A 26,780-nucleotide genomic window follows, 5' to 3' on the forward strand; every position below is an offset into this window, starting at 1 on the left:
CGGTCCGATCGGTAAATCGGATACTGGCGGGACGCCGGTCAACGGTAGGTTCACCTGCGCGCCACGCGTGCCCGCGTGCGCGGCGCACACCCACCCGACCGCTCGACCGCACCCCAGGAGCACCCAGTGACCAGCGACAACCGGACCGGCCCGCCGCACTTCGGCACCGAGCGCGAGATGCTCCGGACCTTCCTCGACTTCCACCGCGAGACCCTGGCCATGAAGTGCGCGGGGCTGAGCGACGAGCAGCTGCGGGAGCAGTCGATGCCGCCCTCCACGCTCTCGCTGCTGGGCCTGGTGCGCCACCTCGCGGAGGTCGAACGAACCTGGTTCCGGCGGGTGTTCGAGGACCATGACGCGCCGCTGGTCTGGTCCGACAAGATCGACTTCCAGGCGGCGTACGACGCGAGCGGGTCGACCAGGGCCGAGGCCTTCGGCGCCTGGGAGGCGGAGGTGGCCAACTCGCGCCGGATCGAGCAGCAGGCGCAGTCGCTGGACCTGGCCGGATACCAGCCGCGCTGGGAGGAGGAGGTGTCGTTGCGGATGGTGATGGTCCACGTACTCCTGGAGTACGGACGGCACAACGGGCACGCGGACCTCCTCCGCGAGGCCGTCGACGGCACGGTCGGTGCCTGACGGAACGGTCGGTGCCTGACGGAACGGCCGGTGCCTGACGGAACGGCCGGTGCCTGCGGGAGCCGCCCGACGCCGCTCCCGCAGCAGGCCGTTGCCCGTTCCGCCCGGCCCCTGGCGCTGGTAATTTAGTTGACGTGCGCTAAGTACTTTCGGCGTCCACCTGCGAGAGGGATCAGCGATGGCGACGGGGAACGCGACGGGCAGCACGGCGGCCCATGACCACGCGCGGCCGGGGCGGATGGACACCGGGCACCCGCGCTACAAGTGGGTGGCGCTCTCGAACACCACGCTCGGCATGCTGATCGCGACGATCAACTCCTCGATCGTGCTGATCTCGCTGCCCGCCATCTTCAACGGGATCCGGCTCGATCCGCTGCAGCCGTCCAACGTCAGCTACCTGCTCTGGATGCTGATGGGCTACATGCTGGTGACCGCCGTACTGGTGGTGGCGCTCGGGCGGCTGGGCGACATCTGGGGCCGGGTGCGGATCTACAACGCCGGCTTCCTGGTCTTCACGGTCGTCTCGGTGATCCTCTCGCTGGATCCGCTGCACGGGGCCGGCGGCGCGCTCTGGCTGATCGGCTGGCGGGTGGCACAGGCGGTCGGCGGCGCGATGCTGATGGCCAACGCGGCGGCGATCATCACCGACGCCTTCCCCGCCAGGCAGCGCGGCATGGCGCTGGGCGTCAACATGGTGGCCGCGATCGCCGGTTCGTTCATCGGCCTGGTGCTCGGCGGCCTGCTGGCCGAGTGGAACTGGCGGTCCATCTTCTGGGTGAACGTGCCGATCGGCCTGATCGGCACCCTCTGGGCCTACCGCTCGCTGCGCGAGACCGGCGTGCGCCGACCCGGGCGGATCGACTGGTGGGGCAACATCAGCTTCGCGGTGGGCCTCACCGCGCTGCTGGCCGCGATCACGTACGGCATCCAGCCCTACGGCGGCCACACCATGGGCTGGACCAACCCGTGGGTGGTGGCCGGGCTGATCGGCGGCAGCATCGTGCTGGCCCTCTTCTGCCTGATCGAGACGAGGGTCGCGGAGCCGATGTTCCCGCTGCGGCTCTTCCGGGACGTGGTCTTCGCCGGCGGCAACGCGGCCACCCTGCTCGGCTCGATCGCGCGCGGCGGGCTGCAGTTCATGCTGATCATCTGGCTGCAGGGCATCTGGCTGCCGCTGCACGGCTACGAGTACGCCGACACCCCGCTCTGGGCCGGGATCTACCTGGTCCCGCTGACCATCGGCTTTCTGGCCGCCGGGCCGGTCTCCGGGCACCTCTCCGACCGCTACGGCGCCCGGCTCTTCGCGGCCGGCGGCCTGGTGGTGATGGCGCTCTCCTTCGCCGGACTGCTCCTGCTGCCCACCGACTTCGGCTACCCGTGGTTCGCCGCGCTGGTCTTCCTCAACGGCCTCGGCGGCGGTCTCTTCGCGGCGCCCAACACCTCCCTGGTGATGTCCAGTGTCCCGGCGGCCGACCGGGGCGCCGCCTCCGGCATGCGGGCCACCTTCCAGAACGCCGGGATGGTGCTGTCGATCGGCGTCTTCTTCTCGCTGATGGTCGCCGGGCTGGCCGGCTCGCTGCCGCACACCCTGGACGCCGGGCTCACCGCGCAGGGCGTGCCGCCGGCCGACGCGCACGCGATCGCCGCGCTGCCGCCGGTGGGCACCCTCTTCGCCGCCTTCCTCGGCTACAACCCGGTGCAGCAGTTGCTCGGTCCGCACGTGCTGAGCCAGTTGCCGGCCGCCAACGCGCAGACCCTGACCGGGCGCCAGTTCTTTCCCCACCTGATCTCCGGGCCGTTCCACGACGGGCTGGTGGTGGTCTTCTCCCTCGCCATCGCCATGTCGCTGGTCGCGGCGGCCGCCTCACTGCCCCGCGGACGGCGGCGCGCGGGTACGCCGGGCACGCCGGGCACGCCGGGCGGCACGTCGAACGCGGGCACGCCGACCGAGGACCCGAAATGACAAACCACGACACCGACCCGGGCCCCGACCGCCCCGAGCCCGACCTGTCCGAGCCCGACCGCCCCGAGCCCGACCTGTCGGCCGCGGGCACCCTCGACCCCGCCACCGTCGCACGGCTGCGGCTGGTGGTGGCCCGGCTCTACCGGCAACTCGCCCAGGCCTCCAGCGGCCAGGACCTCACCTTCGCCCAACTCTCGGCGCTCGCCAGGATCGAGGAGCACGGGCCGGTCCGACTGGGCGAACTCGCGGCCCTGGAGCGGGTCGCCGCCCCATCGATGACCCGCACCGTCACCCCCCTGGTGACCGCCGGCCTGGCCGCCCGGCTCCCGGACCCGCGCGACGGCCGCTCCTTCCTGGTCGAGCCCACCCCCACCGGCCGCGCGCTGCTGGCCCGGATCCGCCGGCAGCGCTCCGAACTGCTCACCCGGCGGATCGGCGCGCTCGGCGCGGCGGACCGCGAAGCCCTCGGCGCCGCCGTCCCCGTGCTGGAGCGCCTGCTCGCCGACGGCGACTGACCCGCTCCCGGCCGCCGCCGACGACCTCGGGCCCGGCCCGGGCCTCAGGCCCCGACCTCGCCGGCCTCCTTCGCCGCCTGCTCCACCCGCTCCCGGTGCGCGGCCCACCAGGCCGCCTCTCCGGGCGCCAGGTTGTCGCTCCCGATGCGCATCCCCCGTGCCCCGTCGATGAGTTCGCGGACGATGTCGGCGTGCCCGACGTGCCGGTCGGTCTCGGCGATCATGTGGACCAGGCTCCGGTGGAGCGTCACCTCACCGCGTTGCCCCCAGGGCACCCGGCCGACCGCGTCGAGCTCCAGCGACCGGATCGTCTCGTCCGAGTGGGCGCAGACCCGGCGGTAGCACCCGATGATCTCCGCACGCGTCTCGTCGGGCCGCGCCCACAGATCGGCGTTCGGCTCGGCCTCACCCGTGATCCAGAGCCCGGGACCGTCGACCGGCCGCCCGAACGCCGCACCGAAGTACACCGCCTCGGCCCCGGCCAGATGCTTGACCAGGCCCAGCAGATTGGTGCCGGTCGGCGTCATGGGACGGCGCACGTCGTATTCCGACAGCCCGTCAAGTTTCCACAGCAGGCAGTCGCGCGCGTCCTGCAGGAAGACGCGCAGGTCGTCCTTGAAGTCGGTTCCCGTCATGTCCTCACTCTGCCGAAGCCCATGATCACCCGTCCACCGCTTTGCGCACCTCGGCGTCACGATCGTGGACGACCGAAAATACCGGCACTCACGGCCGCCGCCGGGGTACGGTCCCTCGGTGATCAATGAAGACGGATACTTCGACGAACGTGAAGCGGCGAAATATGACGACCCGTCAAGTCCCGTGGAGCAGGTTGAGGTCATCGAATCCACGGTGGACTTCCTGGCGGAACTGGCCGGTGACGGAAGGGCGCTGGAGCTGGCGGTCGGGACAGGGCGCATCGCGCTGCCGCTCGCGCGGCGCGGGGTGCCGGTCCACGGTATCGAGCTGTCACGCGCGATGGTGGCCCGGCTGCGCGCCAAGCCCGGGGGCCAGGAGATCGGCGTCACCATCGGCGACATGACCACCACCACCGTGGACACCGGGGCGGACGGAGCCTTCTCCCTGTCCTACCTCGTCTACAACACGATCATGAACCTGACCACGCAGGAGGCCCAGGTCGCCTGCTTCCGCAACGCCGCGGAGCACCTCGCGCCCGGGGGCTTCTTCGTCATCGAGGTGATGATTCCGGAGCTGCGCAAGCTCCCGGCCGGGCAGCGCATCGTCCCCTTCGACACGAGCCCGACCCGCTGGGCCTACACCGACTACGACGTCACCACCCAGGCGGCACGCTGCCATTACATCAATGTGGTCGACGGCCGTGGCGAGCACAGCGAGGTGCCGTTCCGGTACGTGTGGCCGGCCGAGCTGGACCTGATGGCCCAGCTCGCCGGACTGCGGCCGCACGGGCGCTGGGAGGACTGGACGCGCAAGCCCTTCGCCCAGGACAGCGCCCAGCACGTCTCGGTCTGGCAGAAGCCGATCGGCTGAGCGCCGCTGCCACGCGGAGGCGGCCGACCCGCGGCGACCGCGCCAGCCCGAATTCCCTCAGCACCAGGGCGCGGCGGCCCGGCGCAGCGTGTCGACCGCCTCCGCCAGGCTCGTGACCGAGGCGAGCGCTCCGGTGATCGTGAACACCGCCCGCTGGATCCGCCCTGTCCCGCTCCGGCCACCCTGAGCGCCCTGCCCACCCTCGCCACTCTGACTGCCCAGGCCGGCCGCCTCCTCCCGCACCTCGTCCAGCACCGCCGCCACCACCTCGGCCGCACCGGGCGGCACAGCCCCCGGCGAGGCGGCCCGCAGCGCCCGCAGCTCGTCATGCAGCGTGCTCACGGCCTCCAGCAGCTGCGCGGTCGCCGCCGACGGCCCGTCCGCGTCAGCCTCGGCAGATCCGTACTGCCGGTAGTCGGCGCGGGCGTGGCTTCCGCTCTGCACCACGCCGGTGACCGACCCGGCGATGTGGATGCTGCCGCTCCGAGCGCTCTCGTCCGTCATGATCGCGTCCTTTCTGATCGTGGCCCGCGGCGGTCGGTTCCCGGCCGGTGCCAGTCGGTTCCCAGCCGGTGCCAGTCGGTTCCCGGCCGGTGCCGTCAGTCCCGGCCGGTGCCGTCAGTCGCGGTCGGTGCCGATCCGGGGTTGGGGGGTGGAGACCCGCTGGTAGTCGGCCCGGGCATGGGATCCGCTCTGCACGTTCCCGGTGACGTTCCCGCCGACCTGGATGCCGTTGTTGATCACCACGTTCTGGCGGACCTCGTACTCGTCGACGCGGTACCCGTGCTCCTTCAGGCAGTCCGCCACGGCACTCATGGTGCGTGACGTGATGCTCTTCAGGAACCGCTGGACGTCCATCTCCTGGAAGAGCTGGTGGTATCCGGACTCCGCACCCAGCTCGCGCACCGAGCGGGTCGGCCCGTGGTCGACCGCGCGGTTCGCCGCGCACATCCGCCGGTACCAGACCCTCCTGCGGGTGCTCCGGACGGCGCTGCGCACCGCCGTGAAGAGGTCCGGCAGCGCCCGGCTGACCAGGCCCAGCGAGGAGCCGAGCGAGCGGCCGAGCAGCAGCGTCCAGTCACCGGCGCCGTCGGGCGGCAGCACGGTGTCGATCGCGTGGTAGGCGCGGGCGATCGGCGGCAGCACGAAGGCCCGGCTCTCCAGGTAGAGCAAGCCGCCCTGCGCCTGCGCCCTGGTGTACACGGTGAGCACCACCTCACCGCTCCAACTGCTCACCCGCACCGCCAGGTAGTGGCGCAGCCGCTCCTCGGCCGCCAGGTCCAGACTGTCCGGCCACCAGGTCGCGGGGGCCTGCCCGGCGGGCCGTCCCAGCTGCTCGGCCGCCGCCCGGGCCGCGTACGGGGCCATGTGGGCGAAGGCGGTGTTCGGCCCGGTGCCGCTCCAGTCCTGGGCGGGACCGAGTCGCATGCCGCTCTTGAAGACGTGGTCCTCGATGCTGATCGCGTGCAGCGGATCGCCCGGGTAGCCGGGTCCGGGCCCTGGCGCGCCGAGCCGCAGCAGCTCCCGCCGCAGGTGCGCGTGGATCGTCGGAGTGGTCAGCGGAGCCACGACCCGCGGGTCCAGGGCGGTTTCCAGGGCCCGCGGGTCCAGGGCCCGCAGGCCCTCGGCCCCGGCATCCTCGTCGGGCCGCAGCTCGATGGCGAACGACCAGTGGTCCACCTCGACGCCGGCGCCGATGAACGGGGCGTGGTCGCTGTAGATCACGTCGGGGTCGGCCTGCCGCTGCCGGAGCTCCTGGTAGCGGGCCGCCAGGACGCCGACCCCGTCGGCCGGCACCGGGGCTCGACCCGTCGCCAGCAGGTGCAGGGTGGTCAGCCGCCGGTACCCGTCGACGGCCGCCACCGCCGTCCAGCCCAGCAGCACGATCAGCGCGGCCCAGAGCGCGGAGTTCGTGGTCGGCGTGCCGACCGTGCAGCGCAGGTCGCCGATGGCGTAGTCGTACCCGCAGGCGTGCTCGGCCGGCCTGGTCCACCCGTCGCCCCACAGGCCGCCGACGCCTTCGTACAGCATGACCGCGATGGACACCAGGGCGGCCAACCAGACCAGCGAACCGGCCCGGCGGATCCAACGGCCGCCGTCGGCGCCACCGAGCCGCTCGGCGAGCCGCTCCAGGAGCCGGCTGAGTTCGCGGGCGAGGAAGAGGCAGCAGCGCACCCCGAGCAGGAGGAACAGCGGGACCAGTGCGCCCTGGCTGTCGACCGGGATGACCAGCAGCGGCAGCCCGAGCAGCGACAGGCCACGCGTCACGGCCCAACGCCGCGTGGTGACGCACTCCTTCAGCACCGTGACGAGGTCCAGGCCGTGCGCCGGCGGCGGAACGCGGTGCGGGTTCTCGACGAGCTCCTCGATCACCGCGTCGCGGAACACCGGATCGAGGTGCGCGGCGGCCCGCAGACGGGCGAGCGCGTCACTGCGCCGGTCGCCCGCCTGCGCCCGGATCAGATGCTGCAACGGTCCGCCGGCCAGCGGCCGCGACGCCGGCCGCGGTGGTGGCAGGACGGCGGACCCCAGGGGCTTCGGCTCGGACACGGGAACGTGCGGCTGGTTCGTCACTCCCGTGACTCCCGTTCGTCGTGGCACGGACGTGGCTGGCAACGCACCGTGCGAGTACGGAGCGTGATGGAACGTCAGCCTATCGTGTTCAGTAGCGGGCGGCGGACCATCGCCTCGCGCCCCGGCCTCGCAGCCGGTCGCACAGCCGTTCCCACTCGCACGAGTTGCCGAATCCTCGGCTCAACGCCCGCATCCATGAGGCGGGTTGTCAATATTCACGGGGCTCGACCGCGATCGCGACCTAGGATCAGCAGTCATGGTTGATCTCTATCCTCCCACCGGCCCGTACAGTCACGGCATTCTCGACACCGGAGACGGCAACCGCGTCTACTACGAGCAGCTCGGCAGTCCCGACGGCAAGCCCGTCCTCTACGTCCACGGCGGCCCGGGCGCGGGCACGGTCTCGCGCCCGACGCGAGCCTGGGACCCGGAGCGCTACCGCGTCATCCGCTACGACCAGCGCAACTGCGGCCGCAGCACCCCGCACGCCAGCGACCCGGCAGCGGACATGAGCCTCAACACCACGCAGCACCTGATCGACGACATGGAACGGCTGCGCGAACACCTCGGCATCGAGCGCTGGTTACTGAACGGCGCCTCCTGGGGCTCGACGCTCATCCTGGCCTATGCGCAGCAGCATCCCGAGCGGGTCACCGAGATCATCATCCAAGCGGTGACAACGACCAGCCCCGGCGAGATCGAGTGGCTCTACCGGGGCGCCGGGCGGTTCTACCCGGAGGCATGGGACCGGTTCCGTGATCTCGTCCCCGAGGACGAGCGGGACGGCAACTTGCTCGCGGCCTACTCGCGGTTGATGGAGAACCCCGACCGGGCCATCCGGGAGAAGGCCGCCGCCGGGTGGCTCGCCTGGGAGGACGCGGTCATCACCAACGAGCCCAACGGCAAGCCCGGCATGTACAGCGACCGGGAGGTCGACGCGCAGATCGCCTTCGTCCGGATCTGCTCCCACTTCTTCAGCAACGGCGCGTGGCTGGAGGAGGACCAACTGCTGCGCAACGCCCACAGGCTGGCCGGGATCCCGGCGGTGCTGGTGCACGGCCGGCACGACATGGGCGGCCCGCCGCGGACGGCGTGGGAGCTGGCGAAGGCGTGGCCGGGCGCGCGGCTCCACATCTTCGACGACTCGGGGCACATCGGGAGCGAGGCGATGGTGCTGGCCGTCCGGGTGGCCATCGAGGAGTTCAAGAACCGCTGACCGCCCTCCCCCGACGCGACTCGCCCCGACTCGGACCGGCGGGAACGGGCCAAGAACGGGCCAAGAACGGCGAGAGCCAGCGAAAATCGGCGGCGCGGATGACCGGTGACCTCGCGAGAGCGGCGGCCACCGGTCAACCCATCGGCGCGCTCCACGCCGATGGCGTGCGCGCCCCTGCCGAGGAGCGCTGACACCTGCCGGTGCCGCCCTGACGAGTGCCGGTGCCGCCCTGATGAGCAGTCCCTCGCGGCGCTCTCGGGCTCAGCCGTTCAGGCCAGCGAGATCACCCTCAAGTTGGAGTAGCGAGTGTCCCTCACCCTCCGACCGGCCGCGCTCCTGCCTGCTGGACCGCATGACGTACGCCAACCGCACCGGCCGCCGACTCGGTGGCTGGGCCCTGGGACTGGCCCTGTCCCTCTCGGTCGCCACCGCAGCCTGCGGGCCACGAGCGATGGCAGCCGGCGAAGTGGAGCGGCCGGCTGCCCCTCGGCCGCCGGCCGGCCCGCCCGGTCCGCCCGTACCCCGCGCCGCGGCTCCGGGGGCACCCGGTGAGGACGGCAGGCCCGCGCCGGTGGCCGACCCCGGCCCCGCCCCCGCGGAATCGGTTCTGCATCGCTGGAGCGACCTGACAGCCGAACTGGCGCTGTCCGCCACGGCACTCGATTCGCTGCGCGAAGAGGTTCAGGAACGCCACCGCGCCGCCGCCCTCGTCCGGGTGCCGCGCGATGTGGCGCCCACCGGGACGGAGGCATCCTCCGCACCTGCGGGCGGGCCGGTCCGGGGCGGTCCGGTCCGGGGCGGTCCGGTCCGGGGCGGTCCGGTCCGGGGCGGTCCGCTCGCCGATGTCTCCGCCGTGTTCAGACTGCTGGCCGGCTGGCAGGCCGAACGCGAGGAGCAGGCGCGCGAGGTGCTGGAGGCCGAGGACCAGGCCGTCGACCGGCTGGCCGACGCTGAGCAGCGGCGCCGCCGACTGCTCGATGACCGCTCCGAGCTGCTGACCGGCCTGGCGGAACGTTTCGGCGACGGCACCCGGGAGGGGGCCACGGACCGCGCCACGGATCCCGCCGACGAGGAGCCCGATCCGCCCGCCGCCGAGGCTGTGGCCTTCGCGCTCGGCAGGATCGGCAGCCCCTATGTCTGGGGAGCGGTCGGCCCGCACGCGTTCGACTGCTCAGGGCTCACCTCGCAGGCCTGGCACGCGGCCCACCTCACCATCCCCCGCACCAGTCAGGAGCAGTGGGCGCGGCTCCCGCACCTGGGGCCCGGGGCACCGCTGCGCCCCGGGGACCTGGTGGTCTACTTCGAGGGCGCGACCCACGTCGGCCTGTACCTGGGCGACGGTCTGGTCGTGAACGCGCCGCACGCCGGCACGGTGGTGCGGCTGACCTCCCTGCACAGCATGCCCGTCCGCGGCGTGGTCCGGCCCCCGGCGGCCGCGGACCAGCGGTCCGTCGGGCTGACCGCCGGCCAGTCCGACGGCTGACGCAGTCTTCGATGTCCTCCAGGTCGTCGAGGCACATGGCGAGCCGCGTTCGTTGACCCCGCAGCTCCACTGCGCTCGGAGTGCCCGGTGGGCTCGGTGGGCTCGGTGGGCTCGGTGGGCTCGGTGGGCTCGGCTGGTGACGGATGTCGCGACGAGGCGGCACCTGTCCCGACCAATCACACGGTCACCGAACCGACGCCCGCCCGCTGCGCCCGCACCCATTCGTACACTTGTTCGATCCGCGCTACCCTGGGCCCATGCACCACCACCTGCAGAGCACCCTCTTCGGCAGCGCCGACGAGATCGGCCTGCGCCCGCTGGAGGCCGTCCGCCGCACCGAACTCGGCCGCGGGGCCTGGGTCGATCTGCTGCCCGGCTGGCTGAGCGGGGCGGACACGCTGTTCGAGCAGCTGGCCGCGGAGGTGCCGTGGCGGGCCGAGCGGCGGCCGATGTACGAGCGGGTGGTCGACGTCCCACGGCTGCTCGCCCACTACGGGCAGGGGGCGGCGCTGCCGCACCCCGTGCTGGCCGAGGCCCGCGGCGCGCTGGGCGCGTACTACGCGGCGGAGCTCGGCGAGCCGTTCGCCACCGCGGGGCTCTGCTACTACCGCGACGGGCGGGACAGCGTGGCCTGGCACGGCGACCGGGGCGGGCGGGCGGCCAGTCAGGACACGGTGATCGCGATCCTCTCGGTCGGCGAGCCGCGCAGCCTGCTGCTGCGCCCGGCCGACGGCACCGGGCCCAGCGTGCGGCACGCGCTCGGGCACGGCGACCTGCTGGTGATGGGCGGCTCCTGCCAGCGCACCTTCGAGCACGCCGTGCCGAAGACCGCCCGACCCGCCGGGCCGCGGATCAGCGTGCAGTTCCGGCCGCACCAGGTCTGGTGAGGGGCCCGCTCAACGGCTCAGCCGCTCAGCGACTCAGTGGCTCAGCGACTCGGCGGCTCAGCAGCGGCGTACCGGCTTGACGGTCAGTCAGGACCGTTCCGCGGCAGGCCACCAGCCGACCATCCGTGCAAGGCGACGTACGGCGCCACACCGACGGGCACAGGCTCACCACCAGTCGGGTCACCATGGTGCCGATGCCCTTCGTCTCGCCCCGGAGTCGGCGCACCTAAGGTGGTCCGATGCGAACCATCCTGCTGCGCGCCGCCGACCGCCTCTTCCCGGCCGAACCGGGCAAGTACGGCACCCTCCCGGTGCTGCTCGTCGCGCTGACCTTCGTCACCGGCGTGGTCGACGCGGTCAGCTACCTGGGCCTGCGCCACGTCTTCGTCGCCAACATGACCGGCAACGTGGTCTTCTTCGGGTTCTCGCTGGCCGGCGCGGCAAACCTCTCGCTCTGGGCCTCCGCACTGGCGATCGCGGCCTTCGTCGTCGGCGCCTGGACGGCGGGGGGCATGGCCCGGCGGTTCGGCGCACCCGAGCCGCTGTTCCGGGCCGTCGCGCCGCTCCAGACCGTTCTGGTGGCCGGCGCCCTGGTGGTGGCGCTGACCGCCGGACACGAGCGGGCCGGCGCGCAGGCCGCGCTGATCATCCTGCTGGGCGGTGGGATGGGGCTGCAGAACGGCACCGCCCGCAAGCTCGCGCTGCCCGACCTGACCACCACCGTGCTCACCCTCACCGTCACCGGCCTGGTGGCCGACGCGCCGGGGCCGGCCACGGCGCGGCGGGCGCTGTCGATCGCGGCGATGCTCGGCGGGGCCGTCTGCGGCGCGGCGCTCTTCCTGCACGTCGGCGCGGGGGCCGCGCTGGGGCTGGCGGCCGCTCTGCTGGCGGCGGTCACGGCGGCGTCCCGGATCTGACGGGCCATCACTTCTCCGCGCACACCCCACGCGGACCCGGTACACCCCACCCGCAGCCCGCGCACACCGCACTCGCAGCCCGTGCGCGCCCTGCGCCGATCGGGTGGGCCTCGGCGCGGGCTCGGACCGCACGGGCGCGGCGACGGGCGACGGTGCCGGGGCGGCGGCTTACGGTGCTCGCGATCCGTTCGGTCCGCGATGATCCGCGGTGCGCGGTTTGCGGTCCGCGGTCCACGACGCGCGTTCCGTCCACGACGCGCGTTCCGTCCACGACGCGCGTTCCGTCCGCGACGCGCGTTCCGTCCGCGACGCGCGTCCGGTCCGCGATGGAGGTGGGACCCGGCATGACCTCGGCGCTCGCGTACCTGGGCTTCCTCGGACGGCTCGGCCGGTTCTGCTACCGTCGGCGCCGCCTGGTGCTGCTGCTCTGGGTGGGCGGCACGATCCTGCTGCTGGTGGTCGGCTTCGGCTTCGCGGCCCCCGCCGACAACGACTTCACCGGCGGCAGGTCGCAGTCCGCCCAGGCGCAGCAGCTGATCAAGGAGCACTTCCCGGAGCGCCAGGGAGGCTCGCTGACCCTGGCGGTCCAGGCGCCCGCCGGTGTCACCAGCCCGGCGGTGCGCGCCCGGGTGGACGCGCTGACCGCCCAGTTGGGCAGCGCCGCGAACATCACGGCGGTCCACTCGCCGTACAGCTCCCCCGGACAGATCTCCGCCGACGGGCAGAGCGCCTTCGCCACCCTGCAATCCACCTCGAACCCGATCCCCACCGCCGAGGTCGAGCAGATGATCTCGCAGGTCGAGGCGGCCGGCGGGAACGGCGTGGTGTTCGCCCTGGCGGGCGCGGACGTGGTGACGGCCGAGACACCGTACGGCGGCGCCTCGGACGCGATCGGCGCGCTGGCGGCGATGCTGGTGATCCTTATCGCCTTCGGCTCGCTGCTGGCGATGGGGCTGACCATGCTGGCCGCGCTCTTCGGCATCGGCAGCGGACTGGCCCTCATCTTCCTGCTCGGCTACCTCTTCCCGGCCCCGTCGTTCAGTCCGATCGTCTCCACCCTGCTCGGGCTCGGCGTCGGGATCGACTACGCCCTGTTCATCGTCACCCGCTACCGCGAGGGCCTGGCGGACGGCCTGCTGCCCGAGGACGCGGTGGTGGTCGCGATCGCCAGGGCCGGGCGCTCGGTGCTCTTCGCGGGCGCCACCGTGGTGATCGCGATGCTGGGGCTCTTCGTGGTCCAGCAGAAGCTGCTCAACGCGACGGCGGTGGCGGCCTCGGCGACCGTACTGATGACGATGATCGCCGCGATCACCCTGCTGCCCGCACTGCTCGGCTACGCCGGCCGCGGCATCGACCGCTTCAAGCTCCCCTACCTGGGCCGGACCGGCTCGCGCAGTCCGATGGCCGAGCGCTGGGCCCGGGTGATCCAACGCCGTCCGGTCACCGGGCTGGTGGCGGGAGGGACCGTGATGATCGTGCTGGCGATCCCCGCCTTCTCGATGCGGCTGAGCTTCGAGGACAACAGCACCGAACCGCGCGACACCACCGGCTACGCCGCGTACCGGATCCTCGGCGAGGGCTTCGGCCCGGGCTTCGACGCGCCGTTCGTCGTGGTCACCGAACTGCCGCCGGGCACCGGCGGCGGCGGTACGAGCAGCAGCGGCGGTTCGGGCACCGGCGGTTCGGGCACCGGCGGTTCGGGCAGCGCCGTCGGCACCACCGCCGTGGCGCCGCTGGTCGCGGCCGTCGCGCACACCCCGGGCGTCGCCGCCGTCACGCCGCCGCAGATCAGCCAGGACGGCCGGGCCGCGCTCTTCATCGCCTACCCGACCACCGCGCACCAGGACGCCGCGACGCCCGAACTGCTCGACCGGCTGCGCGGCCAGGTGATCCCCGCCGCCGTCCAGGGCACCGGCCTGGTGGTCCGGGTCGGCGGGCCCACGGCCGGCGACACCGACTTCGCCTCCGAGGTCACCGATCGGCTGCCCTGGCTGATCGGCACGGTGATCGGCCTGTCGCTGGTGCTGCTGCTGTTCCTGGTCCGCTCGGTGGCGATCGCGGTGAAGGCGGCGGTGATGACGCTGCTCTCGGTGGGCGCGGCCTTCGGGGTGCTGACGGTGATCGTCCAGTGGGGCTGGCTGAGCGGCCCGCTCGGGTTCCCGACCACCGCGCCGATCACCGCCTGGGTGCCGCTCTTCATCTTCCCGATCCTCTTCGGCCTCTCCACCGACTACGAGGTCTTCCTGGTCTCCCGGATCCGCGAGGAGTACGACGCCGGGGCCGAGACCGGCGAGGCGGTCGCGCGCGGCCTGGGGCGCACCGCCCGGGTGATCACGGCGGCCGCGGCCATCATGGTGACCGTCTTCCTCTCGGTGCTGGCCACGCCCGACATCGCGGTGAAGGAGTTCGGACTCGGGCTGGCGGTGGCGGTCTTCCTGGACGCCACGGTGGTCCGGATGGTGCTGGTGCCGGCCATCATGGAACTGCTCGGCAGCCTGAACTGGTGGCTGCCCGCACCGCTCGCCCGGCTGCTGCCGCAACCCGCCTGACCGACGCGCCCGACGCACCCGACGCGCCGACGCGCCACCGGGCCGTCACGCCACCGGGCCGCCGGGCCACCAGGCCACCGGGCCACCAGGCCAAGGCTGTTCAGTCGACGGTCGGGACCGGCGTCTGGTTGAACGCGTAGTAGACCGCCAGCACCCCGTGGACGGCCAGCGCCAGCGGCGCGGAGAGGAAGGCGATCAGCACGGTGATCGGGTAGACCACCAGCCCCAGGCTGAACCGCAGCCGGGTGGCCCGCGCCGCGTCCAGGTCGACCCGCTCGTCGAAGCAGTGGCCGGTGCGGGTGGCGTTGAACCAGAAGACGGTGAAGGTGACGGCGTGGGCCACCATGGTCGCCCCGTAGACGGCCGCGGCCACGTGGGCGGCCTCGGGGCGGCGCAGGTTCTGCGCCAGCAGCGCGGTGGGGAACGGAAGCACCGCGACGACCAGCAGGAGCAGCAGGTTGAGGAAGACCAGGGTGCGGTCGACCCGGGCGATGTAGCTGAAGACGGTGTGATGATTGACCCACATCACCCCGATCACCAGGAAGCTGACCAGGTACGCGCAGTAGGACGGCCACTCGGCGCCCAGCGCGTGCCAGAGCCCCTGGGCGCTGCGGGCCTCGGGCACGTCGATGTCGAGCACCAGCAGCGTGATCGCGATCGCGAACACCCCGTCGCTGAAGGCCTCCACGCGGGCGGAGTCGGTGGTCCGGGTCAACGTCAGCTCGGTGGTCACGCGGTGAGGATCTCAGCCTGGCCGCGCCCGGGCGCGGGGCACGCGGACGGGCGCGGCGGGGGTCGCTCTGCTGGGCGAGCGCGGTGCGTCGTCCGGCCGACGCATCGTCACCGCACGTGCGGGGGCGTGGTGCTGACCGGCGGGAGAGCGCGGGAGCACGCCGTCCGTTTGCCGCCGGTGTCCTGATCATCGGATCGTCACCATGGGTACATGACGACGGAGAGCACGACGAATTCAAGCCGAGGCGCGGGACCGGTGGCCGAGCCACCAACCGGGGCGCGGGCCCAGGGCGGCGCCTTGGCCGTACTACAGAAGTTCTACGCGGCCGAGGCGGCTTACATCGCCGCCGGAGGCATGGGCAGGGCGAGCTTCGACGAGCTCGCCGAGTGTCTCGACCCCGAGGTGCTGATGCACCAGGCACCCGGGTTGCCTTATGGGGGCACCTGGCGGGGGGCGCGTGGCATCGAGGAGTTCATGGCCGCGATGAGCGAGGCGTGGCAGTCGCTGGAGTTCTTCGAGCAGCGATTCGTTGTCGAGGGAGACACTGTCGTGGTGCTGAACCGGGGTCGCCTGCGGGCCCGCGCCACCGGTCGGGCCCTGGACACGTCGGTCATGCAACTGATCACCGTCAAGGACGGGCTCATCTCCGAGATCCACCCGTTCTACTGGGACACCATGGCGGTCGCCGAGGCCTTGCGTCCGCAGTAGGCCCGGTCGGCGGGCGGCGGGCGGCGGGCAACAGCCACCGGCCGGGCTCCGCGTCACGGCTGTCAGTTCCGCCGGTTACTGTTTCGCTACCTGATCACGCGTTCGAGTGGTGAGCGCGTCGGCGGACGAGGACAGGCGAGGTGGAGCGGTGCGGCGCTGGGAGTACGTCGAGGGGAGCTCGGCGAAGTTCTGGGAGGCGGCAGCCGAGGGCGGCACGCTGACGGTCCGGTACGGGCGCGTCGGGACCGCCGGGCGCGAGCAGTCGAAGGAGCTCGACTCCGCGCAGTCCGCGCTCGACCAGTTGGCCAAGCTGATAGCCGAGAAGGAGCGCAAGGGCTATCGCGAGGTCGAGGCCGCAGCCGAGGCCGCCACCGCCACCGAGGCGCCGGCCCAGCCCCAGCAGCACGCCGCCGCCGTCACCGCCACCGTCACCGCCACCGTCACCGTCACCGCCGAGCGGCCCGACGAGACCACCTTCACCCTGCCGCCCGCCTGGCAGCGCGCCCTGCACCCGCGGCGCGGCGGCATCGCCCGCCCGGCCGGCCCGCTCGCCGAGCGTGCCGGGGTGAAGCTCGAAAAGCTGCTGCGGAGCCAGGCGGACTGGATCGAGCGGATGCTCACCGCCGAGAAGAGCGACCAGGAGCTGGTCGCCGCCGCGCGGGCCCAGCAGCTGGGCTCCGCCAGTCCGTTGGGCACCGCCGTGCTCGCCGTGCTGGCGTACACCGCGCAGACCGACTACGCCGTGCTGGCCGACGCCTGGGTGGCCGCCCACGGGCTGCCCTTCGCCGCCCGCACCGTGGTCGAGTGCTTCGAGGTCGAGCCGCGCTGGCACCAGCAGGGTGGGCAGACCAGCGACCATCACGTGACCTGGCGCGCCGCGAACTCCCACCACCGTGTGGCACTGCCGGCCGCCGACCGGGTCCGCGCACTCCTCGCGGAGGCCGACGAGGAGACCTACCGCGCCGCCGTCGCGGCCCTGGCCACCGCCCGTGACGGGGGTCGGCGCCGGATCGTCGCCGCCTACCTGGTCCCGACCGAGACCGCGTGGGTCGACGAGTGCTGTGCCGACCTCGCGCCCGCCGCCGGCCACCAGGCCGCCCACCTCCGTTCGATGCTGGTGCGCTCGCTGAGCTCGCCCGAGCAGGCCGCCGGGCTCACCGAGCTGTCCGACCTCGGCTGGCACGGCTGGTCGACGGACGTGATCGGGACGGTCGCCGAGGGCATCGGCACCGCGCTGGCCCCGCTGATCGGCGCCCACCTGGAGGAGGTGTGGATCGACGCCGGCACCGTCAGGACGGTCGCCGCGACCCTGCGCGAGGTGCCCAGCGACGAGGCGTTCGAGCTGCTGCTGGGCGCGGTCGCGGAGAAACACGTCCGGGCCGAGCTGATGGCCGCGATGAACCGCTACCCGGTGCGCGCGCTGCGCCTGCTGCCGAAGGCGGCGGACGACCGGACGGACCAGGGCAGCCTGCTCAAGCGGCTGCTCATCACTCATGTGACGGCCCATCAGGAGCTGGCGCTGGCCGTGCTGCCGGAGCTGCCCGCCGAACTCGCCGAGGTGATCAGGCCGCTCGCGGAGCAGGCCGACCGACTCCCGGCGGCCCCGGCCGAGGCGCTGCCCGCGCTGCTCACCAGCCCGCCGTGGACGGTCAAGCGGCGCGCCGGCAAGCCGCAGCTGGTCACCGGGCTGACCGCGTCGGACACCGGGAGCGTGCACTGGCTGCCCGGCGAGTCGGACGAGTGGCGCGCCACCACCTCCTGGTTCTCCGACTGGAGCCCGCAGCAGGCCGATTGGGAGCACCTGCTCTCCCGGCAGCGGGCAGGCCTGCTCGGCTCCTACGAGGCGGTGGGGCTGTTCACCCACGGGCCGATCGAGCTGGTCGCGCCGCTGCTCCCCGACTGGCCGGGGCCGCCGAACCTGTGGGAGGGCGGGAACGGGCTCAAGCCGCTGATCGCCCGCCACGGCGTCACCGCGCTGCCAGTGGCTCTGCGGGTGGTCGGCAGTCTGGGCTCGGCCCTGCCGCTGCTGCTGCCGTTCCGCTCGGTCGAGGTCGCCCGGCTGATGGCGGACCGGCTGGCCCGGCTCAAGTCGGCTGCCGCCACCGCCCGTTCCTGGTTCACCCGGCACGGGTCGGCGGCCGCCGAGCTGCTGGTCCCCGACGCGGTCGGCGCGGTGGGCCCGGAGCGGCGCAACGCCGAGGGCGCGCTGCGCCTGATCGCCGCCGTCCACGGCGCCGAGGCCGTGCGCGCGGCCGCCACCCCTTACGGCGCCGAGGCCGCCGGCGCGCTCGACGCGCTGCTCACCGACGACCCGCTGGCGGCCGCGCTGCCCGCCAGGCTGCCGGCCATCGGCGCCTGGGCGGACGCCCGGCTGCTGCCCCAGCTGGTGCTGCGCGGCGACACCGCTGACGCTCCCGCCACCGCTCCCACCTTCACCGCCACCACCCTCACTGCCACCACCCTCACTGCCACCACCGCGCACCGCCACGCGCTGCCGGCCGACGCGGCCCAGCACCTGATCACCATGCTGGCTCTGTCCAAGCCCGGCGCGGAGTATCCGGGGGTCGCCATGGTGGCCGAGCTCTGCACACCCGCGTCGGCGGCCGAATTCGGCTGGGCACTGTTCGAGTTGTGGCGGCTGGCGGGAATGCCCCCGAAGGACTCCTGGGCCCTGCACGCGCTGGCCCTGCTCGGCGACGACGACACGGTCCGCCGGCTGACGCCCGTGCTGCGCGCCTGGCCCGGCGAGGGCGCCCACCAGCGCGCCGTCGACGGCCTGGAGGTGCTCGCCGCGATCGGCAGCGACGTGGCGCTGCTGCACCTGCACGGGATCGCCCAGCGGGTGAAGTTCAAGGCGCTCAAGGTCCGGGCACAGGAGAAGATCGCCGAGGTGGCGGCCGGGCTCGGGCTCTCCGGCGAGCAGCTGGCCGACCGCCTGGTGCCGGACTTCGGCCTGGATCCGGACGGCACCACCGTGATCGACTACGGCCCGCGCCACTTCACCGTCGGCTTCGACGAGCAGCTGCGCCCCTACGTGCTGGACCAGGACGGCAGGCGCCGCAAGGACCTGCCCGCCCCCGCCGCCCGGGACGACGCCGAGCTGGCGCCCGCCGAGCGCAAGCGCTTCGCCGCGCTCAAGAAGGACGTCCGGACCGTGGCGGGCGACCAGGTGCACCGCCTGGAGCAGGCGATGGTGGCCGGCCGGTCCTGGACGGCGGCCGAGTTCCGCGAGCTCTTCGTCCAGCACCCGCTGCTCTGGCACCTGGTGCGCCGCCTGCTCTGGCTCGCCGAGACCCAGGTCGGGACCGAGCCCGAGACCGGGACAGACGGCCGAGCGACTGAGCCAGACCGCCGAGCGACCGGGACAGACCTCCGAGCGACCGAGGCCGACGGCCGGGTGACCGCCTTCCGGGTGGCCGAGGACCGCACCTTCGCCGATGTCGAGGACGAGCTCTTCGCACTGCCCGAGGACGCCACCGTCCGCCTCGCCCACCCGCTGCACCTGGGCCAGGCGCTGGCAGCCTGGTCGGAGGTCTTCGCGGACTACGAGATCCTGCAGCCGTTCCCGCAGTTGGGGCGCGCGGTGCACCGGCTGACCGAGGAGGAGGCGGGCAGCGCGCGGCTGACCAGGTTCGAGGGCCGCACCGTGACGACCGGCAAGCTGCTCGGGCTGGTGCGGCGCGGCTGGGAGCGCGGCGAGCCGCAGGACGCGGGGGTCGAGCGGTGGCTGTCGCGCCGGCTCGGGCTCGGCCGCTACCTGGTGCTGGCGCCGAGCGAGGGCATCGCGGTGGGCGCGATCGACGCCTTCCCCGAGCAGCGGGTGGAGACCGTCTGGCTGGACACCCGGCCGGGCGACCACTGGGGGCGGCACGAGTACTCGCTGCGCCTCGGCGAGCTGGACCCGGTGCTGGCCTCCGAGGTGCTGGCCGACCTGACCGACCTCACCGAGCCGGCCGAACTCACCACGGGCTGACTCACCGTCAGATCCGATCGCACCAGCGGGCCGTACGGCCGTCCGGGGGGACGGTCGCACGGCCCGCCCCCTCTCAGAGCCTCCCGAAGGAACCCATGAGCACCAGCCGCCAGGAACGGGAGCCCGACCCCACCCTGCAGCGCCCGCCCGCCGAGATCCGGTACGCCGAGGAGCTGGCCGCCCTGCGCGCCACCGACCGCGATCCCCGCCCGCCGGGCTGGGAGTCGAGCCTGCGGGCCGCGCGCCGGTTCATCGTCGGCGACGAGGCGGCCGGGCTGAGCCGCAAGTTCGTCGGCGACACCGCGCTGGTGGAGCGGGCCCTGGTCACCCTCGCGACCAACCGCGGCCTGCTGCTGGTCGGCGAGCCGGGCACCGCCAAGTCGCTGCTCTCGGAGCTGATCGCGGCCGCCGTCAGCGGCACCTCGACGCTGACCGTGCAGGGCGGCGCCGCGACCACCGAGGACCAGATCAAGTACGGCTGGAACTACGCCCTGCTGGTCTCCGAGGGCCCATCGGCGCGCTCGCTGGTGCCCGCGCCGATGCTGCGCGGCATGGCCGAGGGCCGGGTCGTGCGGTTCGAGGAGATCACCCGCTGCCCGCTGGAGGTACAGGACTCGCTGCTCTCGCTGCTCTCCGAGCGCGTGGTGGCGATCCCCGAACTGGACGGCCCGGACGGGATGGTCTTCGCCCGCCAGGGCTTCAACGTGATCGCCACCGCCAACACCCGCGACCGCGGGGTGAACGAGATGAGCGCCGCGCTCAAGCGCCGGTTCAACTTCGAGACGGTCTTCCCGATCGCCGACCTGGCCACCGAACTCGCCCTGGTCGAGGCCGAGGCGAGCGCGCTGCTGCGCCGCTCGGGGGTCGAGGCGCCGCCGGACCCGGACGTGCTGGAGGTGCTGGTCAGCACCTTCCGCGAGCTGCGCTCGGGCGGCGGCGCGGCAGCGGGCGGCCGCACCGCGGCGGGCGGTGGCGGTGGCGGTGCCGACCGGCTCGGCGCGGTGCTGAGCACCGCCGAGGCGGTCTCGGTCGCGCACGCGATGGGGGTGCGCGCCTGGTTCCTGCGCGGCGAGGCCGGCGGCCCGGCCGATCTGGTCTCCTGCCTGGCCGGCACCGCCGCCAAGGACAGCCCGGAGGACCTCGCCCGGCTGCGCCGCTACCTGGAGCAGCAGGTGCCGCGCCACCGCGGCCCGCACTGGCAGGCCCTGCACGCGGCCCGGCACCTGCTGGCCGGCTGATGCCCGCGGTCTTCCTGGGGGTGCGCCACCACTCCCCGGCCTGCGCCAGGCTGGTCGCGCACCGGATCGAGACGCTGCGGCCCGCCTACGTGCTGGTGGAGGGCCCGGCCGACCTGAACGAGCGGCTGGCCGAACTGCTGCTCGGCCACCGGCTGCCGATCGCGGTCTTCAGCCACCACCGGGACGAGCGCCACGCCGCCACCTCCTGGGCCCCGTTCTGCGACTACTCGCCCGAGTGGGTCGCGCTCACGGCCGCACGGGCCACCGGGGCCGAGCCGCTCTTCATCGACCTGCCGGCCTGGCACCCGGCCTTCGCCGAGCGGTCCAACCGCTACGCGGACGCGGAGGCGCGCTACGCCGAGGCGACCCGGCGGCTCTGCGAGCGGTTCGCGGCGGACTCGGCGGACGCGCTCTGGGACCGCCTCTTCGAGGCCGATCCGCTCGGGCCGTCCGGGCCGTCCGGGCCGTCCGGGCCGTCCGGGCCGTCCGGGCCGTCCGGGCCGGATACGAAGGACCCAGCGGCCGACGCCGCCGCGGACGCCCTGGCCGAGCGGCTGGACGCGTACTTCGCGCTGGTCCGCGGCGACGCCGAGGCCGACCAGGGCGACCGGGCCCGCGAGCGGTACATGGCCCACTGGGTGCGGGCCGCGCTCGGCGCCGCCGGGGAGCGGCCGGTGCTGGTGGTGACCGGCGGCTTCCACCAGCCGGCGCTGCGCGCGCTGGTGGCCGAGGGCGGCCCGACGGCCCACTGGCCCGAGGTCCCGGCCCCGCCCGCGGGCTCGGTCGGCGGCAGCTTCCTGGTGCCGTACTCGTTCCGGCGTCTGGACGCGTTCGCCGGGTACCAGTCGGGCATGCCCTCGCCCGGCTACTACCAGCAGGTCTGGGAGCAGGGCCAACAGGCGGCCGCGACCGGGCTGTTCCACTCCGTCGCCGAGCGGCTGCGGGCCCGGCGGCACCCGGTCTCCACCGCCGAGCTGATCGCGGCCCGCACCATGGCCGAGGGCCTGGCCGCGCTGCGCGGCCACCCGCACCCGGCCCGGCTCGACGTGCTGGACGGCCTGGCGGCCGCGCTGATCGGCGAGGACCTGGCCGAGCCGCTGCCCTGGAGCGGACGCGGCCCGCTGGCACCCGGCACCCATCCGGTGGTGCTGGAGCTGATGGCGGCGGCCGGCGGCGACCGCGTCGGCGAGCTGCATCCGGACACACCGCTGCCGCCGCTGGTGCGCGAGGTGGACGAGCTGCTGGCCCGGCTCGGCCTGAGGGGCGAGCGAGCGGTGACCCTGCGGCTGACCGCGCCCGACGACCTGGCGACCAGCCGCGCCCTGCACCGGCTGCGCGTGCTGGGCGTGCCCGGCTACCGCCGCACGGCGGGCCCGGCGCACGGCACCGACCCCGCGACCGGCGAGCGGTGGGAGCCCGAACCGGCGCCCGGGCGGGAGGCTGCGCTGATCGAGGCGGGCTGCCACGGCGCGAGCCTGGAGCAGGCCGCGACGACCGCGCTCGGGCTGCGGCTGCACGCGGCCGACGGCGCGGCCGGGCCGCTGGCGGCGCTGCTCTTCGACGCGGTGCTGTGCGGCGCCACCGAGCTCTCCAGCACGCTGCTGACCGCGCTCGACACCGGCCTGCGCGAGCTGTCCGCGCTCGAACCGCTCGGCGAGGTACTGGAGACGGCGCTCGGGCTGTGGCGGCACGACCAGGTGTACGGGGTCGCGCGCGGCCCGCTGCTCGCCGCCGTGGTCGACGGCGCCGTGAGCAGGGTGCTCTGGCTGGCCGAGGGCCTGCACGGCTCCGGCGGGGCGGCGGTGGGACGGCTGCGGGCGCTGGCCGCCCTGCGTGACGCGCTGCTGCACGCCGAGGAGTTGCTCAGCATCCCGCGCACGGCCGCCGTGGCGGTCTGCCACCGGATCAGCCGGGACCGCCGGGCGCCCGCCGACCTGCGCGGCGCCGCCTACGGGCTGACCTGCGTGCTGGAGCCGGAGGGTCCCGCCGACCAGGTACCCACCGACCAGGTACCCGCCGACCAGGCACCCGCCAACCGGGCACCCGCCGACCGGGCCGCTGCCGACCGGGCCGCTGCCGTGCGGGAGTTGGCCGATCCGGAGCAGCTCGGCGACTGGCTGGCCGGCCTGTTCGCGCTGGCCCGCACCGAGGTGACCACCGCCGAGGACGGCCCGCACGGACTGGTCGGCGTGCTGGACGAGCTGGTCCGCGCCCTCACCGAGCGCGAGTTCCTCGCCGGCCTGCCCGCCCTGCGGCAGGCGTTCGGCTACTTTCCGCCCCGCGAACGCGAGCGGATCGCCCGGCAGTTGATCGAGCGGCGCGGCCTGCGCGGTTCGGGCCGGGCGCTGCTGCGGACCACCGCGGACCCGCTGCTGATCGCGCGGGCCAGGCACCTGGAGGACGACGTGACGCGCCTGCTCGACCGCTACGGCCTGCGCGGCGCGCGATGAGCACGCCTGCACCCCAGGAGCAACCCACGCCGCCGCTCCCTCCGCTGCCACCCCTGCCCGACGACGGTCTGGAGCGCTGGCGGCTGATCCTGGGCGCACCCGCCGAGCGCCACACCGGACCGCTCGGCGCGACGGCCGCCGCCCGTGACGCCGCGCTCGACTGGCTCTACGGGCGCGATCCAAACCAACGCGACCGCGGCGTGCGGCGCGCCCGCCCGGACACCCGCGAGGGCGGTGACGGCGCGTCGGTGGTCACCGCCGTCGACTGGCTGGACGACATCCACCGGCTCTTCCCGAAGGAGACCATCGAGCGGCTGGAGCGCGACGCCGTCGAGCGGTACGAGATCCACGAGATCGTCACCGACCCGACCGTGCTGGAACGGGTGGAGCCCAACCAGACGCTGCTGCGCGCCGTGCTGCGCACCAAGCACCTGATGAACCCCGAGGTCCGCGTGCTGGCCCGGCGGATCGTCGAGGCGGTGGTGCGCCAGCTGCTGGAGCGGCTGCAACCGCGGGTGCGCCGGGCGTTCACCGGCGCGCGCTCGCGGCGTCCCAGCCGCCTGCCGCTGGCCAGGGACTTCGACTTCAAGGGCACGGTCCAAGCCAACCTGAAGCACTACCAACCCGCCGAGCGGCGCCTGTTGATCGAGCAGCCGCGGTTCCACGCGCGCACCCACCGGCAGTTGGAGCGCTGGCAGCTGGTGCTGCTGGTGGACCAGTCGGGGTCGATGGTCGACTCGGTCATCCACTCGGCGGTCACCGCCGCCTGCCTGTGGGGGCTACCCGGCCTGACCACCCATCTGATCGCCTTCGACACCGAGGTGGTGGACCTGTCCGGCGACGTCACCGACCCGGTCGAGCTGCTGATGGGGGTGCAACTCGGCGGCGGCACCGATATCGCGCGCGCGGTCGACTTCGCCGCCGGGCTGATCGACCAGCCGCGCCGCGCGATCGTCGCCGTGATCAGCGACTTCTTCGAGGGCGGCGACGCCTACCGGCTGGTCCGCACGGTGCGGCGGTTGGTCGAGCAGGGCACCACGGTACTGGGACTCGCGGCACTGGACCAGGAGGCCAACCCGGTCTACGACCGCGAGCTGGGCCTGCGCCTGGCGAACGCGGGTGCCCAGGTCGGCGCCATGACGCCCGGCGAGCTGGCGGACTTCGTCGCCGAGCGGCTGGGCCGATGACCGGCACCCCCGCCCCGGCCGACCAGCACCGCGACCGCGGCTCCGCCCCCACCCGCCGCCCCGGTTTCTCCCCCATACGCCGCCCCAGCACCGGGAGCCACCTGTGACGCCCCGCGCCGACCTGCTCGCGCTGACCCCCGAGACCCTCGCCGCGCTGGCCAACCGCGGTCTGGTCAAGCGGGCCGCCAAGGAGCTGGACGCGGGCGGCGGCCCACAGCTCGGCGTCGACGCGGACGGCGCGGTGGACGGCCGCTTCCCCGACGGCACCCGCACCGTGCTGCCGCCGGGCACCGACCTGGCGGCGGGGCACTGCGACTGCGGCGCACCCGGGGTCTGCCGGCACCGGATCGGGCTGGTCCTCGCCTACCAGCGCACCGCCACCGCACAATCCGCCGCGCAGCCCACCGAGCAAGCCACCACACAGCCCACCACGCAGCCCACCGAGCAAGCCACCACCCACCCCACCGCACAACTCGCCGCGCCACCACCCGCCTTCACCGCCTGGTCCCCCGGCGCCTGTGACGACGAGGCGCTGGCCACCGCCATCGGCCCCCGCGCGCTCGCCGCCGCCCGGCGCGGCCACAACCGCGGCTACCCGGCGCGACTGCACCGTCCCACCCCGGGCGCGCCGACCGCCCAGGTCGAACTGCCCACCTGCACCGTGCGCTTCCCGGTGCCCGGCCAGCTCGGCTACGCCATCACCGAGGCCGGCGCCGACCAGCGTGGCGAGGTGATCGCGCTCGCGGTCTGGGCCTTCCGCGCGGCCGACGAGCGCGGCCTGCTCGACCCGTACGTCCAACTCGACGTCGGCGGCGCCCCGGACCCGGCCCGCGGCGGAGCCGAGCTGGCCGCGGCGCTGGAGCTCGCCGACGAGCTGCTGCTGACCGGCACCGCGCACGCCGGGCCGGTGCTGGGGGCCGCCGTGCTGCGCGTCCGCGACCGGCTGGCCGCCGCCTCGCTGCACTGGCCGGCCGGCGCGCTCACCGAGTTGGGTGAGCAGCTCGCCGACCACGCCGCCCGGGGCGCCGGCTTCCGGCCCGAGCGGGTCGCGCTGCTGCTCGCCGAACTGCACGCCAGGCACCGGGCCGCGGCCCACGGCGACGCCACCGCCCGGGCCCAGCTGCTCGGCACCCGCGAGGCGGGCGAGACGGCGCTGCGCCGGGTCCGCCTGACGGCGCTGGGCTGCCGGATCGGCGGCGGCGCGCGGCGGCGGGTGGCCCAGCTCTTCCTCGCCCACCCCGAGGCCGGGGTGGTCCTGGTGCTACGGCGGCAGTGGGAGCCGGCGGAGGGTCAGCAGGCCCTGGGTCCCGAGCTGGCCGGCCGCAGGCTGGCGGGCAGCACGCTCGGGGCGCTGGCGGCCGGCAACGTGGTCAGCGAGAGCGCCACCCGCAGCGCGAGCCGCACGGTCGCCATCGCCCGCGGACGGATCGCGGCAACCAGCGTCACCCCGGTCGGCACCGCCTGGACCGAGCTGCCCGAGCCCCTGCTGGTCCGCGACTTCGCCGCCCACGTGGCCCGCCTCGACCGGCTGCCGCCCGCCCTGCTGCGCCCGCGCGTCGAGGCCGAGGCGGTGCACGTGGTCGAGATCGCCGGGGTCGAGGAGCTCGGCTACGACCCGGCCGAACAGCAGCTGCGCGCCGTCCTACGGGACGCGGCCGGGCGGCGGGCCACCCTGCTGGCCACCCACAATCCTTACGCCCCAGGCGCCTTGGACGCGTTGGCCACGGCACTGGCGGGCGAGGTGCGCCTGCTGAGCGGCACGCTGCGGCGCTCGGGCGGCGGCCTGCTGCTCGACCCGCTGGCCGTGCTGACGGCCGACGGCGTGACCGTCCTCGACCTGGCCTCCACCACCTCGACCGGCCCCGAGCCGGCACCCGCCGAACCGACACCCACTGCCCCGTTCGCCGCCGATCCGACGCCCGCAGACCCGATCAGCGCCGACCCGATCAGCACCGCACTCCAGGAGGCGCTGTCCGCCCTGGCGGACACCGCCCACCGCGGCCTGCGCCAACTCGACCGCGCGCGGCACGCCCGGCTGACCGAAGCCGCCACGCGACTCGACCGCACCGGCCTGGCCACCGCCGCGGCCCTGCTCCGCGCCCTGCTGACGGCCGCTCAGGAACACGGCCCGGCCGCCTGGACGGCGGCCCAGCTGCACGTGCTGATCAGCGCGGAACTCCACCAGGAGGGTGATACCCCGGCCGACTGTTGACGCAGATTCTCACAAGTCAGTGACTCGCGGGTA

At 74.2% G+C, this 26,780-nt stretch carries 19 protein-coding genes; 15 read left to right on the top strand and 4 right to left on the bottom strand.

Translation table 11 applies throughout. From position 1 onward, the window contains the following. Nucleotides 1-126 precede the first annotated feature (126 nt). The 3 genes from OG455_RS02685 to OG455_RS02695 all read left to right on the top strand — a co-directional run bounded on the left by OG455_RS02685 (nucleotide 127) and on the right by OG455_RS02695 (nucleotide 3,114). On the top strand, nucleotides 127-636 hold the full coding sequence (locus OG455_RS02685; protein ID WP_266289741.1) for a DinB family protein: 510 nt from the start codon (nucleotides 127-129) through the stop codon (nucleotides 634-636). A 238-nt stretch (nucleotides 637-874) separates the two neighbouring features. Beyond that, complete coding sequence (locus OG455_RS02690) at nucleotides 875-2,599, top strand: MFS transporter (protein ID WP_266300634.1); 1,725 nt, start codon at nucleotides 875-877, stop codon at nucleotides 2,597-2,599. Then, the gene (locus OG455_RS02695) at nucleotides 2,596-3,114 is read left to right on the top strand and encodes a MarR family winged helix-turn-helix transcriptional regulator (protein WP_266289743.1); all 519 of its coding nucleotides are present in this window, start codon (nucleotides 2,596-2,598) and stop codon (nucleotides 3,112-3,114) included. The genes OG455_RS02690 and OG455_RS02695 overlap by 4 nt, the downstream gene beginning before the upstream one ends. Nucleotides 3,115-3,158: 44 nt before the next feature. Here the strand turns inward: OG455_RS02695 and OG455_RS02700 are convergent, their stop codons facing one another. Next, nucleotides 3,159-3,749 (bottom strand): DinB family protein, encoded by a 591-nt coding sequence (locus OG455_RS02700; RefSeq protein WP_266289745.1) that lies wholly within the window; start codon nucleotides 3,747-3,749, stop codon nucleotides 3,159-3,161. A 118-nt stretch (nucleotides 3,750-3,867) separates the two neighbouring features. Between OG455_RS02700 and OG455_RS02705 the strand changes: the two genes are divergently transcribed. After that, the gene (locus tag OG455_RS02705; RefSeq protein WP_266289747.1) at nucleotides 3,868-4,620 is read left to right on the top strand and encodes a class I SAM-dependent methyltransferase; all 753 of its coding nucleotides are present in this window, start codon (nucleotides 3,868-3,870) and stop codon (nucleotides 4,618-4,620) included. 57 nt (nucleotides 4,621-4,677) lie between these two features. On the opposite strand, the gene OG455_RS02710 is transcribed toward OG455_RS02705, so the two are convergent. Both OG455_RS02710 and OG455_RS02715 read right to left on the bottom strand, forming a co-directional pair. Continuing rightward, entirely contained in the window at nucleotides 4,678-5,124 is a 447-nt protein-coding gene (locus tag OG455_RS02710) for a DUF5955 family protein (RefSeq protein ID WP_266289749.1), read from the bottom strand. A 114-nt stretch (nucleotides 5,125-5,238) separates the two neighbouring features. Continuing rightward, complete coding sequence (locus tag OG455_RS02715) at nucleotides 5,239-7,092, bottom strand: hypothetical protein (RefSeq protein WP_266289751.1); 1,854 nt, start codon at nucleotides 7,090-7,092, stop codon at nucleotides 5,239-5,241. A gap of 358 nt (nucleotides 7,093-7,450) precedes the next feature. Between OG455_RS02715 and pip the strand changes: the two genes are divergently transcribed. The 5 genes from pip (at nucleotide 7,451) to OG455_RS02740 (ending at nucleotide 14,246) form a co-directional block, all read left to right on the top strand. Continuing rightward, on the top strand, nucleotides 7,451-8,410 hold the full coding sequence (pip, locus tag OG455_RS02720; RefSeq protein ID WP_266289753.1) for a prolyl aminopeptidase: 960 nt from the start codon (nucleotides 7,451-7,453) through the stop codon (nucleotides 8,408-8,410). 352 nt (nucleotides 8,411-8,762) lie between these two features. Next, a complete protein-coding gene (locus OG455_RS02725; protein WP_266289755.1) occupies nucleotides 8,763-9,893 on the top strand; it encodes a C40 family peptidase in 1,131 nt (376 codons plus the stop codon). A 257-nt stretch (nucleotides 9,894-10,150) separates the two neighbouring features. Further along, nucleotides 10,151-10,780: an alpha-ketoglutarate-dependent dioxygenase AlkB gene (locus tag OG455_RS02730; RefSeq protein WP_266289757.1), complete on the top strand. Its 630-nt coding sequence runs from the start codon at nucleotides 10,151-10,153 to the stop codon at nucleotides 10,778-10,780. A gap of 239 nt (nucleotides 10,781-11,019) precedes the next feature. Next, nucleotides 11,020-11,697: a YoaK family protein gene (locus OG455_RS02735; protein WP_266289759.1), complete on the top strand. Its 678-nt coding sequence runs from the start codon at nucleotides 11,020-11,022 to the stop codon at nucleotides 11,695-11,697. 344 nt (nucleotides 11,698-12,041) lie between these two features. Beyond that, entirely contained in the window at nucleotides 12,042-14,246 is a 2,205-nt protein-coding gene (locus OG455_RS02740) for an MMPL family transporter (protein WP_266289761.1), read from the top strand. A gap of 100 nt (nucleotides 14,247-14,346) precedes the next feature. Here OG455_RS02740 and OG455_RS02745 read toward each other — a convergent pair whose 3' ends face one another. Continuing rightward, nucleotides 14,347-14,979 carry a TMEM175 family protein gene (locus OG455_RS02745; protein ID WP_266289763.1) on the bottom strand — a complete coding sequence of 211 codons (633 nt, stop codon included), beginning with the start codon at nucleotides 14,977-14,979 and terminating at the stop codon, nucleotides 14,347-14,349. 255 nt (nucleotides 14,980-15,234) lie between these two features. Here OG455_RS02745 and OG455_RS02750 point away from each other — a divergent pair, with 255 nt between their 5' ends. From OG455_RS02750 to OG455_RS02775, 6 genes are all read left to right on the top strand, one after another. After that, nucleotides 15,235-15,687, top strand: a complete 453-nt coding sequence (locus OG455_RS02750) for a nuclear transport factor 2 family protein (RefSeq protein WP_266289765.1) — start codon at nucleotides 15,235-15,237, stop codon at nucleotides 15,685-15,687. 148 nt (nucleotides 15,688-15,835) lie between these two features. Next, on the top strand, nucleotides 15,836-19,660 hold the full coding sequence (locus tag OG455_RS02755) for a DUF4132 domain-containing protein (protein WP_266289767.1): 3,825 nt from the start codon (nucleotides 15,836-15,838) through the stop codon (nucleotides 19,658-19,660). Between the two features lie 95 nt (nucleotides 19,661-19,755). Continuing rightward, nucleotides 19,756-20,898, top strand: a complete 1,143-nt coding sequence (locus OG455_RS02760) for an AAA family ATPase (protein ID WP_266289769.1) — start codon at nucleotides 19,756-19,758, stop codon at nucleotides 20,896-20,898. Beyond that, on the top strand, nucleotides 20,898-23,348 hold the full coding sequence (locus tag OG455_RS02765; RefSeq protein WP_266289771.1) for a DUF5682 family protein: 2,451 nt from the start codon (nucleotides 20,898-20,900) through the stop codon (nucleotides 23,346-23,348). The genes OG455_RS02760 and OG455_RS02765 overlap by 1 nt, the downstream gene beginning before the upstream one ends. Further along, nucleotides 23,345-24,535, top strand: coding sequence for a VWA domain-containing protein (locus tag OG455_RS02770; protein WP_266289773.1), 1,191 nt, complete (start codon nucleotides 23,345-23,347; stop codon nucleotides 24,533-24,535). Before OG455_RS02765 ends, OG455_RS02770 begins: the two co-directional genes overlap by 4 nt. Nucleotides 24,536-24,638: 103 nt before the next feature. Then, nucleotides 24,639-26,747 carry a hypothetical protein gene (locus OG455_RS02775; RefSeq protein WP_266289775.1) on the top strand — a complete coding sequence of 703 codons (2,109 nt, stop codon included), beginning with the start codon at nucleotides 24,639-24,641 and terminating at the stop codon, nucleotides 26,745-26,747. Nucleotides 26,748-26,780 lie beyond the last annotated feature (33 nt).

This window comes from Kitasatospora sp. NBC_01287 (genome assembly GCF_026340565.1).
Lineage (GTDB): Bacteria > Actinomycetota > Actinomycetes > Streptomycetales > Streptomycetaceae > Kitasatospora.